Raw genomic sequence first — 18,768 nt, forward strand, 5'->3', positions numbered from 1 at the left:
TGCCTCGGCGCCAAACTCTCGCCACCCCCGCGAAATGGACAATCCGTGATCACGATCGACGACCGACGATCGGGTGCCGGCACTAACGTGCCGTACCCGCCCATGCCCTCCCGCGACACCCGCAGGGCCAAGCGGCTCTTCTGGACTGTGCTGTCCGTGGCGACTCTCGCTTCGGTCAGTGGCAACGTCGCCCACGCCCTCCTGAACGCTGCGCCCGGCGCCGCTACCGTCTCCGCGGCCGCAGCTGCCGTACCTCCGGTCATCCTGTTGGCCGCGATCCATGGCCTTGGCACTCTCGCTCGAGCACGACAGGGCTCCGGTGCCGCCTATTGGGCGGCCATGGTCATGACCGTCTTGCTCGCCTGCGGCGCGTTCGCGCTGTCTTTCGATGCGCTGCGCGCCCTGGCCGTGACAGCGGGTATCCGCAGCGGCCTCGCCTGGATCTGGCCACTCATCATCGATCTGTCCATCGCTCAATCCACGTTGGCGATTCTGGCGCTGACCCGGCTCAAGCCAGGCGCATCGGGCCACGTCGCAGGCGACGGTCAACCGCATGTCTCTGTCGATCTGCCTTCGGCGATGGCGCCCGCTGAGCACGGAGGCGTCGCCGACAGCAACACGCCAAGCGAGGCCGAACCTCAGAGGCCCGACAGCAACGACGCGGCAGCGGGGGAGGGGATCCCAGCTGTGGAAGCGGTTGATGACGACGCCGTGACGATTATCGAATGCGATCGATGCGCCACTGCTGAGGTCGCCGACGAGGCTCACCCTCGCCGCAACGCCGAGGCGAGATGGCGACGAGGGTGGCGCTCGGATGGCCACGGCGCGCGGCGGCGTGACTTCTGCCCGTCGTGCCCGCAGGTACAGCCAGGCGAGGCCACGGTGTCACGTGACGAAACACGCTTGGTCGCCCTGGAGCCGGTCGCCAGCCCCGCGTAGCGGTGATGGCAAGCGACGCCAAGCAATGCGCATACCTGCAGGAGTCCCGCCGCACGCAACAGGACCGTGAACACTGACGAAAAACAATGAGGCCGGAGAGTCCACGGGTCGTGGACTCTCCGGCCTCATTGATCGCTACCGTGCCCGCACCGAAGCTGTCGAGTGCGGGGGAGAGCCAGGCTAGGCCTGGGCGTCGGCGGTGGGAAGGTTGTCGGGATCGAGTACCTCGGCCGAGGCGTGGTTGAACTTCGTCGTGGTGAACTGGCCGGCCAATTCCTTGGCTTGCTCGACCGTGACGCCCTTGAATCCCAGGACCACGGTCGCTGCGACATAGGGGACGTTCTCGGTTCCGGTTCCGTGCACGGTGTCGGTTCCCGTCAGGTTGGACATGTCATGCGGAACGTCAAGCAATTCCGCCTTATCGGCGAAGTACTCACGTAGCTCGTCGTTGAAGTCGCGCACGGACTCCTCGAACACGTTGCCCTTCAGGTCGTTCCACGGGAACAATTCGACGGTGAATAGTACGGGGATCGCCATGACCGTTTCCTCCAGCAAAGTTCGTATTCTTAAACTTGAGTTGCAACGTTATCAGCGGGCGCGCGGCGCGCGGTGCGTGACACTTTTCGCGGTGGGGAAACTTCTGCCGCTGACAATGTCGGTCGTGAGCCACGGCGCACCCTAAGACGCGAATCAGCCCCCGGCGCGTCTGGCCGGGGGCTGATTACCGAATCCCGAACGGGGTCAACGGCACCGCGGGTTAGGTGCCCATCATGCCCATGAACGTGCTGTCGACGTGCTGCAGGTCGTCCGAGGCCTGCGAGGCGCCCTGGTGCAGCGCCTGAATGACCTCGGCCTCCTGGGCGCGGGCGTGGCTCGCCATGTTGGAGAACTCCATCCCGGCATCGGTGGCCCGGCCCGACGCGACCGAATCGAGATGGGTGTACTGCTGGACCATCTGATTGCCGATGTCCTGCTTCTGCGCATGGATACCCATGACGGTCGCCAGGCCACCCTGGATGCCGACCAGGTCGTAATTGATTTCGCCGCTCATCGTGTGTGCTCCCTTGAGGTCGTAGAAATGAGGTCGTGTGCTGGTGGTCAGGCCGAAGCGATCGCCATGATCCGCGACTGGGCTTCCTGGGTGGAGTTCAGCCCGGCCTGCGCGAACTGGCCGACGCCCTGGTACTTCTCGCTGGACGTCTGCGTCATGCGGTCCACGGTCTGCTGCAGCTCGGTGGTCTTATTCAGCACCGCGAGGCCAGCAGCGCCGCGCATGTGCATGGAGGCGAACTCGTTGGCCACGTTCACCAGCGCCCGGGTCTGGGCGGAGTAGCTGTCGCAGTGCGACTGCCCCTGCTGGGCGATGTGCAGCATTTCCTCGTTCGTGAGTTTGATGACACCTGCAGGCATGAGTGAGAACCCCTTTTCCTCGTTATGTGGTGGGAGGGGTTCTGAGTACCCCGGCACCCCCTTGTGCCCGCAAGTTTAAACGTGGATTGGCGGACCCGCAAAGGCTATCTGCGCGTCGTTTCCCATCAATTCGCCACTGAAACATGCTGCTGGCAAACGAGACGCCCATACACGGCGCGGTACGTCGGCACCGGCACAGCCTCCGGCCTACCCTGGAAACGACCATCCGAGCAAGCGCAGACACAGGCGGGGGCCCGACACATGTATCCGGAACTCGAAGACATCCGAGCAAGTATCGCTGCTCTCGAGGCCGTCGACGCCCAACAGGAGTCAGCATTCGCCGAAGCGGTCGGCATCTACTCTGATGACCCGGTATCACCGTCGGTCATGGCCCTGGTCTGGCGCGGCCGCCTCGCCGACCTCAAAATCGCCGACGAGGTCTGCCAACTCGCACCGCCCACTGCCGCCCAACTCATCAACGCCGTTCTGATCAACGCCTTCAACGCCTGGCACCTGGATTACACCCGCAGGGCACTGCCCCCGACGGTCACCGCGGGACCCGCCTTCTAATGCCGACAGATCCCGACAGCCTGGCTGCCGACCTGGCGGCGATTCGCGAGACCCTCGCCGGCATCGGCCTCGACGACACCACCAGCGGCGACGCCGCAGACGCCGTCCGCCGAGCCCTGGCTCAACACGGACGTGACCTCGACGCCATCGGCGAGGCCGCCCGGGCGGTCGCACAGGCCGCCAATGATCGCGCCAATCTCGTGGCTACCCGTGACGCCGAAACACCGTCCGACGACGAGATCCGCGCCGCGCAGGAAGCGGTCATCCTCGCCGCGTCAGCCGCCGCCGACGGCACCGGCAGTTCCGACGACGTTCGTGCCGCTACCGATCGCCTATCTGACCTGTTGGCGCAAAAGAAAGCTGCCCAGGAGAAGTTCACCACCGGCGAAGCCACCTCGGCGCAGAAACTCGACAGCGCCACCACCGACTTGCCCGCCGACCCCGCATCGTCGCCCTTGGGGTCGGCCAGCGTGTTACCGGCCCTGCTGTCCACCTTGAGTCAGCTGCGGCCACCGACGGCTCCGATGACCGGTTCGCCGGCCGCCGGAGACGCCTCGGGCGCCCCGGTAGGCGTTCCCGACGACTCCACTGACCCCGACGTCGCCTCCCTGCTGGATTCCCTGCAACCAGGCCCGGACGGCAACAGCAGCGGTCCGTCAGCGCTAACGGACCCGAACTTCGAAGCAGGCGCCGGCCAAACACACACCTCGGCCGACGAGCTGCCCCCGCAGATGCCGACTTTGTCCGGTGCCCAAACCGCCGCCGACGTCTCGGGTCGTCCCGCCAACCCCTTCACCGTCGCCGCCGCCTCGGGATCCCCCACACTGGGGGCCGGCGGTCCCGGCGCCGGCGGCGGGATGCCCATGGCGCCGATGGCCCCCATGGCACCAATGGGCGGATCTGGCGTTTCCTCCGGGAAGGGAAAGGGCGAAAAAACTATCATCAGACGAGATCCCGATCTCACTGGAGCCGATATCGACGCCGATATCGCCACCAGCGGAATCGTGGGTCGCGGTGAGCGACACCGCTAACGAGGGGGAAATGAGCCAACCGTGACGACACCGACACCGACACCCGGCAATGGGTCAGGCGCATCGCCGATGCTCGCCCCCGACCTCATCTCGTTGCCTCCCGTTTCCGGTGGCCAGTCCGACGTACTCAGTGACGTCCTTCGTGCCGGCCTCGACCCCGCCGGCGCATTCGGCGCGGCCTTCGCCTTGAACCGAGTCATAGGAAACGACCGCGTCAACGACACGCTGAACCGATTCGCCGGGCGCACCCCCGACGCGGCTGTGCCGCCAGCGCAGGACGCTCCGCAGACCTCACTGGATCACTCGGCCCCCAGCCCGATGGACGGTAAGACCGCAGAGGTCAAGACCCCGGCGAGCGCGCCGAAGCCCGCAGTCGACCCCGCCGCGGTACCCAAGCCCGCCACTCCGGTAGCCACCGCGGCATCCGATGCCACCGCCGCTGCTGGCCGCCAAGCGGCCAAGGACGCAGGGGCCGACGCGGCCAAGGCCGCGCAGCGGTCTATGGCGCGGGCCTTCGCTGAGCGCGGCGCCGGCGCCGCGGCGCGAGAAGGTGCTGTGCTCGCGGCACAACGCGGCGCCGCGCTGGGCGGCAGACTGGCCGCGATGTCGCTGTTGCGCCTCGGCGCACTGTCGGTGCCCGGCCTCGGCACGGCGATCACCGTCGTACTGTGGATGGTCGACACCGACGGGCGGAAGGCGTTCAACAACCTCATCGCGTCGGTCTTCGGTGGGGGCAGCGAGGCGCCGGCGATCGACGCGCCGCCGTCTCCGCCGCGCACCCACTTCCTGCCCTTGACCAACGACGGCAACCGCGACGGCATCATCGAGGGCAAGGACCAGGGGATGAGCCGCACCAACGACGCGGCATTCCGCTACCACCCTGACGACGTCTGGCCCACTAGCGCACCCAACATCGAGACGACGAGCAACTTCGCCGACGTCGCGAACAAGGTCAACGCCCTCAACGCGAAATTGACCCACCTTGTTGACTCGGTGACCTCGATCTATCAGTCTCAGGCCAACGAGCCCTACGTCGTGCAGAGCTGGGCGAACACCAAGCCCGGTGTCGAGGCGCTTGGTGACTTTCAGTCGACGATGCTGCCGACCATCGCCTCGCAGCTGATGGCTGGAGCCAACAGCGCCAACAACGCTTACCAGGCGTTCCGTGGGGTCAACCTCAAGAACCGTCAGGAGATCAACAACTCGACGTCAGGGTTGATCCCGTTTCGGGCCAACCACGTCAACGAAGCCCACATGTCGGATTCGACGGGCGAGCTCAAGGCCGCCGTCGACGACATGCAGCGCATCGCGCAGTCGCTCACCGCGGCTGCGGACAACTTCGCGGTGAAGCCCAATCGATCGACCACGGACCCGTCTGGCGGCACCGGTGGCACACCGCAGTCCGAGGCCCCAGCTGAGACTGCGCCGCCGGTGACGGCGCCGCTGCCGGCGGCTCCTCCGGCCGCTTTCGGTGGGCCTGCGTCGGAGCCCAAGGCGGCCGACAACCCGGCCAAGGACCTCGCATCGCTGCTGCGCAACAACATGCCGGGCGGTGGTATGCCCATGCCCGGCATGGGTGGGATGCCACAGGTGCCGGGCATGGGCGGCGTGCCGCAGATCCCCGGCCTCGGTGCCGGCGGACCGAAACCGCTGGACTTGGCCGACAAGCCCATCGACAAGGCGTCGCTGCAGAAAGCCCTCGACGATCGCCTCAAGAACAAGGACGGCGACGACGCCAAGAAGGCTCTCGGAGATAGCGGTCCCGGCGATCACACGCCTCCGGGTGCTCCCGCGGTGACCGGGCCTGCGGCGGTCAAGGCGACGCCCGCTGGGCACAGCGACAACGGGCCGCAGGGTGCGCCGCCGGTGAACCCTGCGTCGAACACCACCGAGATCGGCGGTCGCAAGTGGACCTTCGATAATCCCAAGCTCGCCAACCTCGCGCATGGGCTCACCGGCACCGACGGGCCAGGCCACAAGAGCATCTACCAGGCAGCCGAAGAGGCTGGGTTCAAGCTGCCGCCCCCGGGACAGGACATCGGCCAGAACGTGCCGGTCAATCAGCTCAAGCCCGGCGACGTCGTCATGGGAGCCAACAACCACAACGGGGTTTTCCTCGGCGTTGACGATAACCAGGCCATGGCGATCAACGAGGCCGGCAAGGTTGTTCCCCTGTCGGACATCGCGCAGTTCGACGGACCCCACCAAGGCTTCTTCCGCCTCGCCGACGACGGCGCCCCGGCAACGCCAGTGGCGCAACCCGTGGCCGACACCGGTACCGCACCCCCACCGGCACCGCCGGTCGCACCCCCGTCGACGCAGTTGCCGCCGACGACAGGGGCCACCGATCCCGGTGTGATCCCAGGACAGAACACGGGCGTGCAAGGGCTCAACCCGCGCACGGTCCCCCCGAATAACTAACCAGCGCAGCAAAACTGGACCTGGCAGGCATCCTCAACCATGGCACCGGAACCCAATCAGATCGCCGTCGATCAACCCACGGCCGAGCAGACCTACAGTCAGTCGCAGGCGGCACTGCGCGATCACCGCGGCGGTGTACCCGCCCCCAGCGAGCATGGTCTGGAAGATCCGGCGATCTCCCAGGCGCTCAAAGACCACAACGACAAGACGAAGGGCAACATCGACGACGCCGACACCTCCCTGAGCAAGGGCAAGGGCGCGGCGAACGCTCTCGACGATACTGATAAGCGAAGTGCCGAACGCACCAGCCGCGCAACAGAACCCGGGGGACTGTCCGCCTTGCGCGACGCCCTGTCCCGTCCCGCTGGTTCCTCTAATCCGTTCGCCAACTCAACGCCAATGATGCCAGCTCCCGCCCCAGCGGCAATGCCTGCACCACCACCCCCGATGCCTGCCATGGCTCCCCAAATGCCCATGGCCGCACCGGGAATGTTCAATGTTGCCCCCGCTGCCCTCGCCAAGCTCCTCGCCGGCGCCGAGGGATCGGAATCGCTTTCCGGCAGCCCGTCAGCTGCCCGCGCGGCAGGTGGCCGCGAACCGCTACGCAACAACGAAATCGTCACCGACCCAACAGGGCTGACGCTGACCAGACCGCAGGTCATGGCAGTCATCGAACGGTCACTGGACAACAACGGCGTGAGCACCAACCCCGAGGTGAGAGCCCGGTGGCGGGAGATCCTGCTCAACCAGTGGTGGAAGGAAAGCAGCTACGTCCCCGACGCGGTCAACAGGGATGACACCAACGCCAAAATTCCCGGCCCGCCCCGCAGCGACGGCGCCCCCGCCGAGGCGACCCGCGGAATCGCGCAGATGAAGCCCTCCACCTTCGCCTCGTACCACATCGCAGGAACATCGAGGAACATGTTCGACCCCGTAGCCAGCGGCTCAGCAGGCGTCGCCTACATGATGAGCGAATACAAGGTGAGCGCCGACGGAACCGGCCTCCAGCAGTTCCATGCCCGCCGGGTCGCCGCCGGGTACGGCGGCTACTGACCGCGCTCACGTACCGCGGATTCCGGGCCTCTCAACCGGTGTCGCCGCGCTTCACCCCCTATCTGAACCGTAAACTCCGGTTTATGTACCCGACGACGGTGAAGACCCCGCGATGACGACCACCGGCAACACCAACTGGCGTGCCCCGAAAGCGTTCCAATGGCGCAAGGTCATCATCCCCGTCCTCCTCGTCGCCCTCGTCGCCGCCACGGCAAGCGTGACCTGGGCCCTGACCCGCACTGACCCACCGCCTCCGCCTCCGCCTCCCACCCTGCCCACCGAACACCCCCTCAGCCAGCTGGAGATCACCGGCATCAACACGCTGCTGGCTCGACAGCGCTCCGGTGCGCACAAGGCGTCCGGCACGATCGTCGTCAACGGACACACTTTCGGCCTACAGCTGACCTACCTCGACGACAACACCGCCGGATCCGGTGTGGTGACCGCCGGGGGCACTCGCGGCGACGCCCTGCTCGACCAGGGCACGGTCTACCTCCGCGGTGACACCGATTTCTGGTCAGCCCTCGGTGTCACCGGGACGCCACCACCCCCGCCGGGCTGGGTCAACATCGGTGATCTGCTGCAAGGCAAGCTGTTCTACCCACCATCGAAGTGGACCGGTGCGCTCGCACCGACGCCAGCCGCCCGCCTGGACGGCGGCCGCTACACCGTCGGACCGAACTCGGCGACCATCACCAACGCCTCCGACATCACGCACTACTCGGTCAACGACGTCGACGTCGACGTGACCGCGGCACAGCCACCCGACGTCCTAGCCGCCGCAACCCAACTCGGCGCCGACCACGGGCCCGGCGCACCGCTCTCACGCACCGCGGCCGGAGGCTGGACCCTGACCGCCCCCGCACCACCAGCGCCGCCGGCGGGCACACCCACCACCGCGGGATCGTCGCCGGCGACACCCACACCGTAAAAGCCCGGGCGGACACGCCCAGCTGGGGGAGTGCCATCCGACGGCCCTGGCCGCGCCCGGCCGCCCGAAGTGGCTGGCGCGCCGCCCAGCCCGCGCCAGGCGCCGCGGCGGCCCAGTCGGTGCAGCCGGCGACGCCGCTACTTGTAGCTGACGTCCCCGAAGTGGACCGGCTCGTCGAACCCGTCAACCAGCCATTGCTTGTTGTTGCTCAGTGTCAGCCGCAGCGGTGCGTCGATGGTGTTGAACGTCGTCGTGCTCACTGCCGCCTTGGCCGTCGCCAACACGTGCACCGTGGTGCCTGGCTGCGCCGTAGCGGTGTCAGGGGAGTCCTTGGCAGCCATGATCGAGGTGATCTGTACCGACGTGTACGGCGAGGCCTTGATGGCGCTGTCGGTGAATTCCGAGGACACGTAGCTGCCCAGCGAACCCGCGTTGTTGCCGGTGTAGAACGCGGTCAAGAACGCGCCAACCTGCGTGCCCAACGGAGTGTTGGCGGCGATCCCGTTGGTGTAATACGAACTGATCTGCACCGCCCGCGCAGAGTTGTTGACCGGCCGCGGCCACATCAACGCCTTGTAGGTTCCCCCGGCCTCCACGAAGGTGACACGAAAGTAATTGCGCGCGTTGGTGCCTGATCCGGGCGAGATCAGAGTTGCAGCAAGAGTCAAACCCCATTCGGTCTCCTTGCCCGCAGCAGTGCGCGTCACCGGCGGCACCGCATTGATATCGAGCACGGTGAACGGGTCGGCATTGAGCTGAGGTTGGCCGGGCATGGCCGTCATCGTCGCCAGTTTCTCCGCCTCGTGGGGGCTGCCGCCCAGCCAGACCAGCAGGAAGTTTCTTGCGAAGAACTCCGCGCCGACGTAGGCGTTGATCTCACTCATCACGTCGACCGGCTTCTGTGCGGACTCGATGCGAATGAGCCAGACGATCAGGGCGATCACGACCAGAAGAGCCGTCCACGCAGCGGCGGCGGTCGCGAAAAAAAGGCGCCGTGTCGCGGTCGGGGTGAACTGGATTTCGGACAGTGACGGCATGATGAAGGTGTCTTTCCAGGCGGTTGGCAACTCGCCGCTATCATAAAGTCAAGTTGAAACATCGGACCGGAGGCGCGAGCGGACGTGGCACAAAAGGGGGACCTACCGCTTGACCCGGCAGACATCACACCCGCGCATGCCAAGCGCATCCATTCTCAGGTCGATCAGTTCCTCAGCGACCGCACCTTGTCACCTGAGGACGAGCACGCAGCCATGAACGCGCTGCTCAACGAGGTCCTTCCAGCGCCGGCGCCACCACCACCGCCACCTATCGAACGACCCGCCCTCGAGCTGGAGGACTGGGCGCGCGACGACCCGCGCCCCACCCCGACCGCTCCGAGCCCGCAGACCAGCACCGCTGCCCCGTGGACGCCCGTGGGTGGCGCCGAAGGAGGCGGCGGCAAAGTCACACCAGCCTTCCCCGACCCGCCGGTATGGCTGCCCGACGACGACGCCGGCATCCCCCCAACAGTCGACGAGGACCGTTACGCGTTGTGGCACCCACCGCAGCCTGACGAACTCACCGTGCCCGACGATGTCGCCGATATCGCCCCCGTCGACGACCCCCCGCCACCCCCGCCCACGCCCACCGCCCCGTTGGGGGAACCCATTCCCGCGGCCGCCCCGTGGGACGTCCAACCTGCCCGCCCGCGCGGCCGCTCACTGGCCACACTGTGGGGATCGTTGCCGGGGTGGGCCCGCATTGCCGCACCGGTCGCCGCGGTCCTGGTGGTAGCGCTGGCCGGCGCACTCGTCATCGGCGGCGGTCACGACCCCGCCCCGCTGGACGCGCCGCCGCTCACGGCCGAAGCGCCGCCCCCGCCGACCACCGCCCCCGCCGACACCCCGCTGCTGCCGCAGAACGTCTCCGCCGATTGCCCGGCCGGCAGCTCCGACAACCCAGGACTGATCTTCGGACCAGACAAGTCGCAGGCCTGGATCTGTACCCGCATCTACGGCGTCGACAACGGCGTATTGACCATCGAATTCAAAGAACCCGTGGTCGTCTCGGCGATCACGGTCGTGCCCGGTTTCGACTACGTCGAACCCAACGGCGAAGACCACTGGAACGAACACCGCTTGGTCACCCAGATCCTGTGGCGCATCGGAGGGACGCAGATAGTGCAGAAGATCAACCCGACCCGCGGCGGCGCCACCCTCACCATCCCCAACATCGCCACCCAGATCATCACCGCGACAATCCAGAAGACAGAGCGCCCACCTGCGGTCCCGAACCAAGGCGGCTCGCTGCCCGGCATCCTGGGCGGCCCCGACGCAGGACAAGTCGACGGATCTTTCGCTGTCGGTCACCTCAGCATCGTCGGTCGCCCCGCTGGCGGCACGGCCTGAACGCCGCAACCATGATCATCACACTGCAGCCTTCCTCGACCGCCTCACCCCGGGGGACCACACCATGACCCAGAGCACCAGCGACCTCGTCACCTACTTCAGCACCGGCCTGACCGCCGGGATCGTCCAGAAGAACATCGCCTCGGCACGCGAGCACTTTCAGTGGTGCATCCAGCAGCTCGACGCCGACCAGTGCGACCTCTACCGCGCTCTGGCCCTCCTCGACGAGGATCGCCCCGCCACACCCACTCTTGTCGAGAACATCTACCGAACGCTGCCCACCTGGGGCAAGCTGCTCGGCCAGGTGATCGAGAACGGCCAACGGCTGCGCGAGGACGTCCTCTACACGAAGGTCAGCCTCATCCCAGAACTGGACCTGACCTACACCCTGCGCACCCGCACCATCGCCCACCTGGGCTACGCGGCGATCCTGGCCGGGCAGTCCCGTTTCGCCGACGCCTACGACGTCATCAACGCCGCCCCATCACCGCTGCCCCCCGTGACCCTCATGAAGGCCTACATCCACTTCCGAGCCGAACGCTGGCAAGACGTCATCGACCTCACCCAAGACGTCCTCTCGCCCCACAAATTCGACGCCTATGAGCGCGACGCCGGCGAGACCGACACGCTCCTCCAGTCCGCCGCCTACCTCTACAGCGGCATCGCCTACGCCCACCTGGGCAACTTCATCGTGGCCGAGGAACGCCTCAAGAAAGCCGAGCTTGGGCACTACATCAACGTCGGCGCCGAATCGTGCTACTACCTCGGCCTGATCGCCCGCGCCAAAGGCGACGAGGACGCCGCCGCCATTCTTTGGAACAGTGGAATGGCCTACGTGCGCACCGCCAAACTGGACGCTGCGCTGGCAGATCCGACGATCACCCTGAAACAGACCACCGCAGAACTCATCCGGCAACGCGGATCCTACTGGGACCCCAGCACGGAATCCGACCTCAGCGAGGTCCGCGAAGCCGAACGCGCAGAAGCCCAAAACACACTGCTCGCCGAAGCCGACGCAGAACTCAACCGCCAGATCGGCATGACCGACGTCAAACATCAAGTCCTGCGGTTCAGAAGAGACGTCGCCTGGGACGTCGAGGCCAAACGCCGCGGCCGCGGCGCACAGGCCAAATCACTGCACATGGCGTTCACCGGACCGCCAGGAACCGGCAAGACCACCGTGGCCCGCATCGTCGCAAACATATTGTGCGGCCTAGGAATGATCAAGACCAACAACCTCAAAGAAGTGCGCCGCGCCGAACTCGTCGGCCAGCACATCGGTGAAACCGAAGCCAAGACCAACGCCGTCATCGACAGTGCCCTCGACGGCGTCCTGTTCATCGACGAGGCCTACACGCTGGTCGTGTCCGAGACCAAGAACGACTTCGGCAAGATCGCCATCGACACCATCCTCGCGCGGATGGAAAACGAACGAGACCGACTCGTCGTCATCGTCGCCGGCTACCCCGAAGACATCCAACGCCTCCTCGACGCCAACGACGGCCTCAGCTCGCGCGTCGCTCGCCGGATCAACTTCTCCTCCTACAGCCCCGAAGAAATCGGCGCGATCGCCGAAGTACTCGCCCAACAACGCAATTCGATACTGGCCGCAGCATCACGCGACCTCATAGTCGAGGAGACACGCGCGCTACTGCTCGTGCAGGACCACGCCGGCCGGCGTCTGATCGACGTCGCCGGCAACGGCCGCTTCGTGCGCAACGTCATCGAAGCCGCCGAGGAGTACCGCAGCCTTCGAGTCGGCGCCAGCAACATGCAAGCACTATCGGACGAGGAATTCTTCTCCCTCGTGCCCGAAGACGTGGCCCTGGCATTGCGCGACAAGATCGATCCGCTCCTGGGCCGGCACAGCCCGACACCACCGACCACACCGCACACCGGCGCCGACAACTCAGGGGGAGAACACCAGTGGCACGGCAACTGACAACCAAGGTCCAACTGTCCGGCTACCGCCTCGGCGTCCGCCGCATCGAACAAGGCATCACCCGCCGCGACACCAGCCTCAACACCAGCCCCTTCTCACCGCAAACCATCGCCTTCGCCGTGGGAATCTTCCTCGCCGCGATGATCCCTGCCATCGGGCTGCTGATGTCGGTATTCGCCTCACGTGCCGACCAGAACGGCGCCAGCATGGTCATCACCAAATCCGGCGGCTACTACGTCATGTACGACGGGGCTTTGCATCCCGTCACCAACCTGGCTTCCGCGCGACTGATCGTCGGCAAGGCCGACACCCCCAAGGTCGTCAAAGACGACACCCTGACCGGCCAACCGCGCGGCCAGCTGATGGGCATTCCCTCCGCCCCCAACAACCTCTCCCAGCGCACCGACGACACCGCCGAATGGACCGTCTGCGACAAACACACCGACACCACCGATCTCTCGCTCACCAAGACCGACGCACTGTCGACCACCCTGCTCGCCGGCACCGACGCCGTCAGCCCCGCCGTCAGCGCGCTACGCAACACCGACGCCATCCTCGTGAAACTCGAATCCGCGCCCGACCAACTCTGGATGGTCTACAAGGGGGAGCGCACGCTGATCGCCCCCCAGGACATGGCCACCCGCGCCGCACTCGCGCTCAATCCGACCGTCATCGCCGACGCCATCCCCATCTCGCTGGGCCTGTTCAACGCCATCCCGGCCGCGCCGACACTCACCACGCCCTACATCGCCGACCGAGGCCAAGTAAACCCCGGTCTGCCCGCAGTCCGAAACGGCGACGTCATCACCACCAGCGACGCCGACGGACAACGCCAATATCGCGTCGCGCTCTCCGACGGCCTGCAACTGGTACCTGAATTCGTCGCCCAACTGCTGATCAACACCGGAAGCAACCAGATCACCACCATCGACCCGTCCGACCTTGCCAAACAACCTCTGGCCAACGACATCGACGTCAACCACTACCCCGACCGCGCTCCGACCTTCCGCACACCGCACGTCCTGTGCTGGTCATGGGAGAAGGGCGCACGAGACCAGCGCGCCACCACGACCATCTCCACCGGCGAATCCCTACCCATCGCCCCCGAGGACCTCAGCAAGGTCGTTCCGCTGCTCAAGTCCACCGATCCGAACGCCACAGCCAACGCCAGCTTCACCGACCCCGGCCATGGCTGGTTTGTCCGAATCACCGGCGCCGCACCGGATTCCCACGCCGCCGAACAACTCATGTACATCGACGACACCGGGATCCGCTACATGATCGGGCCCGATTCCTCCGGCCAGTACGACGAGGTGGTCAAGGCGCTCGGGTTGGGAACCCGCGACCCGCTACCCATCCCGTGGTCGATCGCCAAGCTCTACGCACCGGGGTCCACCCTGTCACGCGCCAACGCGCTCACCGTGCACGGCCTACTGCCCGATGACCTCAACCAAAAGGCCCTTCCCGCCAACCCGCAACAGGCCGACCAGGCCGCCGCACCGCCGGGCTGACCCAGTGTCACACCGCCCAAATCCGACTCAACCAATAGCCAACTGCCACAGGGGGAAACGTTCACATGGCCACTGAAGCCTTCGTCTCGCCACCACGGGTACTACCACCGATCGACAGCCAGCCCGTCGTGGTCCCCGACCCGGAGATCCTCGAGGAACAGGCCCCCGGCCCGTGGTACATGCGCCTGATCCCCGTCTTCATCGGTGTCATCATGATCAGCTTCTTCGGCATGATGATCTTCACCGGAACCCGCGTGATCTCACCCATGATGATGATGGCCCCAATGGGCATGGCCGTCGGCGCGCTGGCCTACCTCGGCGTCGGCGGCGCCGGCGGCGGCTCGATGGGCGAACTGAACATCAAGCGCAAGAACTACCTGCTCTCGCTAAGGGAGAAACGCAAACTCGCCCACCAACACGGCCGCCAAATCCACGCCCTGCAATCACAGGTTTACCCGCACCCCGACCTACTGTTCACCCGCGTAGGCCGCCCCACCATGTGGACCGTGCGCCCGGACACCGCCGCCCTCGACGACGCCGACGACGAGCCCGAAGCAGCGCACCCATGGCTGACCGCACGCATCGGCGTCGGCATCACCCGAGTCTTCCCGCGCATCAAGGCCCGCGATCAAGAGCCCGTCGACGAACAGCAGGAGCCCTTCACCTACGCCGCCTACCGACGGTTCCTGCGCACTCAGCAATTCGTCACCAACTGCCCCCTGGGTATGAGCCTGCGAGAACTGCCCGCCTACGCGTTCCGCGGTGACCCGGAGGCCGTCATGGCACTGGCTCGCGCCGTCATCGTCTCCCTCGCCTACAACTCCTCGCCGCGAGATCTGACCATTGGACTCATCTGCGACAACCCCAGCCGCGATGACTGGGACTGGCTCAAATGGTTGCCGCACACCCAAAACCGATTCAGCACCGACCGATCCGGCACCGCTCGCCTGGCATGGCGATCGGTATCAGAATTCGTCAACGACACCCGCGACCGCCCCGCTGAGGACATCAGCCACACCATCGTCTTCGTCGACACCCCCGACTCCGATGTCGCTCTACCCCCCGGCGCGTCTACTGCCAACACCACATTCGTCATCCTGCGCGCTATCAGCGAATCGCTGACCGAGACCGCCGGACGACTCAGGGTCACCGCAAACCGCGAACTATCCACCCCGACCCAGAAGAACTTCGCGCACGCCGACTCGGTCAGCGTCATGCAAGCCCGCCTCATTGCCCAGAAGATGAGCCGGTACCGGCCGCCCAACTGGGACGGCGTCAGCCACACCGAGACAGCCGTCGAAGCCGCAGCTCTGGACTTCCTGACCTCGCTGGGCATCACCAACCTCGAAACCTTCGACCCGCGACCACAGTGGCACCGCAACGCCACCGACTCACATTTCGAAGTGCCGATTGGCTACCGCTCGACCGAGAAATACGAACGAACCAACGAGCTGGTCACCCTCGACTTCGGCGAAGCGTCCGTGCAGGGCAGTGGCCTGCACGGAGCAATTCAGGGCATCACCGGTTCAGGTAAGAGCTACCTGCTCAACGGCATTGTGCTCGCCCTCTGCGTGCTCTTCGGCCCCGACAAGCTCAACCTCATCCTGATGGACTTCAAAGGTGGCTCCACCTTCGCCGGCTTCGAGAAGCTGCCTCACACGGTCGCCAACATCACCAACCTCGTCAAAGAGGAGGAACTCGTCGAACGCGCCTACGAGGTCATCGAAGGCGAGATCTACCGGCGGGAGAACTATCTGCGCGAGTACAAGGCCAAAGACATCGTCGCCTATCGAAAGATGCGCGCCGCCAAGCCAAATCAGTACCCCGCTCTGCCGGAGCTGTTCATCATCGTCGACGAGTTCCGCGAATTCATGGAAACCCACAAGGAAAAGGGCTACCTGAAACTACTGACTCGCACCGGCGCGGTCGGCCGCGGCCTCGGCATGCACATCATTCCGTGCTCGCAGTACATCGACCAGTCGCTGCTGCAAGACCTCATGGAACACCTCACCTTCGGCATCTCACTGAAGACCCAGACCGGACAACGCTCGCGCGCTGTCCTCAAGGACACCGACGCTGCCAAGGATCTGCCGATGGGCCGCGGCGCCTTCATCCTGCGCCGCGATACCGGTGAACGACTCACCAACGCAATCAGCTTCGACGTCGAGGCCCCCTACATCGCCGCCCGCAGCGTGGCGGCCGCCGCGAAAACCGCGACGAAGGACAAGACCGGCGCAGGAGGCCGCCTACACCGCTTCACACTGGCCAACAACTACGAGCAAGCGGCCCCCGAGGAAACCGCCTTGGACGCACCCGCCCAAGCCAACGTCGAACACCCGACCATGCGCGACGCGCTGATCGATCACCTCGCACACTTCGACGACGTCAAAGCCCTCGAACTGTGGAAGCCATCGCTGCGAGCCCCAATCAGCTACGCCGACATCGACATCGCACCAGCCAGCTCCCAACGGCTCGAACTCCGTCTCGGAGACACTGACGCACCACGCCTGCACACACGCCTGCCCTACGTCATCACCCCCGAGGGCGGCAAAGCCCACATCCGAGTCATCGGCCGCGGCTCCTCAGGCCGCACAACGGCAATCGGGGCCATCGTCGCCGCCGCGTGCCGCGCCTACTCGCCAGCATTCTGCTCGTTCTACCTCGTCGACTACGCCGGCGCAAAGCTCGGCGAGATGGAACAGATGCCCAACGTCGGCGGATACGCTCGCAAGTCCGACACCGACAAAGTGGCCCGCCTCATCGGCGAGACATTCCGCCTCATCGACATTCGGGAACGCGAATTCGGTAAGCGCGCCGGCGTCGTCTCACTGGATCAGTACTTCGCCTCCCGCGCCACCGACCCCGTCGAAGACGACCCCTACGGCCACTACTTCCTCGCCATCGACGGATTCCCGAGCTACGTCGACGAGAACCCCGAAGTCAAAGAGACCTTCCTACGGCTCCTCAATGACGGCGGCCGACTCGGAGTGCACCTCATCGTCTCCGGCGAATCGCAGACCCGCATCCCGCTCAAACTCAACGAGTTCTTCGGCACGACCGTGCAGCTGGCCGTCGAAGATCCGGCCGCCGCAATGGGTTTGGATCAGCGGCAGAAAGCACTCCTACGTGCGATACCAGCCCAGCAACCCGGACGCTGCGTCGACCTCGAACGCAGCCTCGCGGCCCGCGTGGTCATCCCCATGTTCGACCCGGTCCAGCCAGTGGGGGAGGAGGAGGGCAACCCTGTCTACGACCCGCACGCCGACTACAGCGCTGGCATCGCGCGGTTCGTGGCAGCCATGCAACAGCTGCACACCGACGACCGAGGTGAGGTCATCCGTGCACCTCGCGTCGACCCGGCGCCCCCTGTCATCGACTACAGCGTGGTGTGGGACGTCTACGACCGCCATCGTGTGCAGACGTGCCAGAGCAAGCTCGGGCATGCCCCGACGCCCGCGGAGTTCGCCGAGTGGTGGAGTGGCCAACGCGCCCTCGACAAGCACCTTCCTATCGGCGTCAGCACCGAGGATCTGCGCATCGTCACCATCCCCGACATGACCTCGCCACACCTCGTTGCGGTCGGCGAGCCGAAGTCGGGGCGGACATCGCTGCTTCGCGGCATCATCAACTCGATCGTCCAGCAGTTCACTCCCGACCAGGCTCAGATCGTCATTTTGGAGACGAAGTACGAGTTCCTGACCGAGCAGGAGGAACTCGCCAAGCGCGGCTACCTCATGGGCTATTCCAGCGACAAGACGACCAGCAGTGAGATTGTCGCGAAGGTCAAGACCGAGATCGAGCGCCGCAACCCGACAATGGACCAACAGCTCACCGCGGCCATGATCCGAGACCGCTCCTGGTACAGCGGCCCCGAGATCTTCGTCTTGGTCGACGGCGTCCAAGCCTTCGGCGGGTCGACCGCCATGTTCGGGCAGGAGAACCCGATCGACCCGATCGCCGGCCTCGTCGAGGGCCGCAACGACCTTGGCCTGCACGTCTACATCACCGGCCCGGCCCAGGGCTTCGCCACTACCCGGATGAGTTCGCGCATCTACAAGGCTCTCGCGGGCGCGCAGTCAGCAACGCTTCTGCTCAGCGGGCCGGTCGCCGAGGGAACGTTGTGGCCCGGAACGGGCATCAAATTCGCACCTCGTCGAGCCGGTCAGGCGATGCTCGTCGATGCGGAAACCATGGTGCCCGAGATCATCCAAACCGCCCACGCACGCCCCTGGGAGCAATAGGGCAGACGCCCGTCCGTCACCTACCGGTCGGACACCTTGAATCTGGCGCTGTGCCTCGGAGCCCGTTTCCGACGCGCAGCGCCAGATTCGTATCTGCGCCCCCTCGCGACGCGGTGCTCCGCCAAGCGTCGTCGTTAAGCGCAGCCTCGCTGCTGCCAGTCGCGCCAAGCGCGTTGGGCAGCTCCACCGCGCCCACACCCGTGCCCCAGAAACTCGCCGTGATCACTGCTGGCCACCCAGCCCAATATGCGGTCGAGGTAAACACGGCCAAAGCATGTCCTCGACTCCCGATCAACCAGTGTGCCGTCACGGCGGATGGTGAACGGCTTCGG

At 65.8% G+C, this 18,768-nt stretch carries 14 protein-coding genes; 10 read left to right on the forward strand and 4 right to left on the reverse strand.

Annotation, left to right across the window (positions count from 1 at the left end):
• Positions 1 to 45: 45 nt before the first annotated feature.
• A complete protein-coding gene (locus H7J86_RS32105) occupies positions 46 to 939 on the forward strand; it encodes a DUF2637 domain-containing protein (RefSeq protein WP_267295957.1) in 894 nt (297 codons plus the stop codon).
• A 180-nt stretch (positions 940 to 1,119) separates the two neighbouring features.
• Here H7J86_RS32105 and H7J86_RS32110 read toward each other — a convergent pair whose 3' ends face one another.
• The 3 genes from H7J86_RS32110 to H7J86_RS32120 form a co-directional block, all read right to left on the reverse strand.
• Positions 1,120 to 1,476 carry a hypothetical protein gene (locus H7J86_RS32110; RefSeq protein WP_267295959.1) on the reverse strand — a complete coding sequence of 119 codons (357 nt, stop codon included), beginning with the start codon at positions 1,474 to 1,476 and terminating at the stop codon, positions 1,120 to 1,122.
• Between the two features lie 220 nt (positions 1,477 to 1,696).
• Positions 1,697 to 1,990: a hypothetical protein gene (locus tag H7J86_RS32115; RefSeq protein WP_267295961.1), complete on the reverse strand. Its 294-nt coding sequence runs from the start codon at positions 1,988 to 1,990 to the stop codon at positions 1,697 to 1,699.
• Positions 1,991 to 2,037: 47 nt separating this feature from the next.
• Positions 2,038 to 2,349 carry a hypothetical protein gene (locus tag H7J86_RS32120; RefSeq protein WP_267295963.1) on the reverse strand — a complete coding sequence of 104 codons (312 nt, stop codon included), beginning with the start codon at positions 2,347 to 2,349 and terminating at the stop codon, positions 2,038 to 2,040.
• A gap of 261 nt (positions 2,350 to 2,610) precedes the next feature.
• Between H7J86_RS32120 and H7J86_RS32125 the strand changes: the two genes are divergently transcribed.
• From H7J86_RS32125 to H7J86_RS32145, 5 genes are all read left to right on the forward strand, one after another.
• A complete protein-coding gene (locus H7J86_RS32125; protein WP_267295965.1) occupies positions 2,611 to 2,919 on the forward strand; it encodes a hypothetical protein in 309 nt (102 codons plus the stop codon).
• Entirely contained in the window at positions 2,919 to 3,950 is a 1,032-nt protein-coding gene (locus tag H7J86_RS32130; protein WP_267295967.1) for a hypothetical protein, read from the forward strand. The genes H7J86_RS32125 and H7J86_RS32130 overlap by 1 nt, the downstream gene beginning before the upstream one ends.
• Positions 3,951 to 3,971: 21 nt before the next feature.
• Positions 3,972 to 6,371: a hypothetical protein gene (locus H7J86_RS32135; RefSeq protein ID WP_267295968.1), complete on the forward strand. Its 2,400-nt coding sequence runs from the start codon at positions 3,972 to 3,974 to the stop codon at positions 6,369 to 6,371.
• Between the two features lie 39 nt (positions 6,372 to 6,410).
• Positions 6,411 to 7,424: a transglycosylase SLT domain-containing protein gene (locus H7J86_RS32140; RefSeq protein WP_267295970.1), complete on the forward strand. Its 1,014-nt coding sequence runs from the start codon at positions 6,411 to 6,413 to the stop codon at positions 7,422 to 7,424.
• Positions 7,425 to 7,536: 112 nt separating this feature from the next.
• Positions 7,537 to 8,355, forward strand: coding sequence for a hypothetical protein (locus H7J86_RS32145; RefSeq protein ID WP_267295972.1), 819 nt, complete (start codon positions 7,537 to 7,539; stop codon positions 8,353 to 8,355).
• Between the two features lie 137 nt (positions 8,356 to 8,492).
• Here the strand turns inward: H7J86_RS32145 and H7J86_RS32150 are convergent, their stop codons facing one another.
• Positions 8,493 to 9,392 carry a conjugal transfer protein gene (locus H7J86_RS32150; protein WP_267295974.1) on the reverse strand — a complete coding sequence of 300 codons (900 nt, stop codon included), beginning with the start codon at positions 9,390 to 9,392 and terminating at the stop codon, positions 8,493 to 8,495.
• 84 nt (positions 9,393 to 9,476) lie between these two features.
• Between H7J86_RS32150 and H7J86_RS32155 the strand changes: the two genes are divergently transcribed.
• The 4 genes from H7J86_RS32155 (at position 9,477) to H7J86_RS32170 (ending at position 18,436) form a co-directional block, all read left to right on the forward strand.
• On the forward strand, positions 9,477 to 10,742 hold the full coding sequence (locus H7J86_RS32155) for a hypothetical protein (protein WP_267295976.1): 1,266 nt from the start codon (positions 9,477 to 9,479) through the stop codon (positions 10,740 to 10,742).
• 64 nt (positions 10,743 to 10,806) lie between these two features.
• Positions 10,807 to 12,684 carry an AAA family ATPase gene (locus H7J86_RS32160; RefSeq protein ID WP_267295978.1) on the forward strand — a complete coding sequence of 626 codons (1,878 nt, stop codon included), beginning with the start codon at positions 10,807 to 10,809 and terminating at the stop codon, positions 12,682 to 12,684.
• Positions 12,669 to 14,195 (forward strand): type VII secretion protein EccB, encoded by a 1,527-nt coding sequence (gene eccB, locus H7J86_RS32165; RefSeq protein WP_267295980.1) that lies wholly within the window; start codon positions 12,669 to 12,671, stop codon positions 14,193 to 14,195. The genes H7J86_RS32160 and eccB overlap by 16 nt, the downstream gene beginning before the upstream one ends.
• 65 nt (positions 14,196 to 14,260) lie before the next feature.
• Positions 14,261 to 18,436: an FtsK/SpoIIIE domain-containing protein gene (locus tag H7J86_RS32170; RefSeq protein ID WP_267295982.1), complete on the forward strand. Its 4,176-nt coding sequence runs from the start codon at positions 14,261 to 14,263 to the stop codon at positions 18,434 to 18,436.
• Positions 18,437 to 18,768: the final 332 nt, after the last annotated feature.

It is taken from the genome of Mycobacterium hackensackense, assembly GCF_025822555.1.
GTDB lineage: Bacteria > Actinomycetota > Actinomycetes > Mycobacteriales > Mycobacteriaceae > Mycobacterium > Mycobacterium fluoranthenivorans.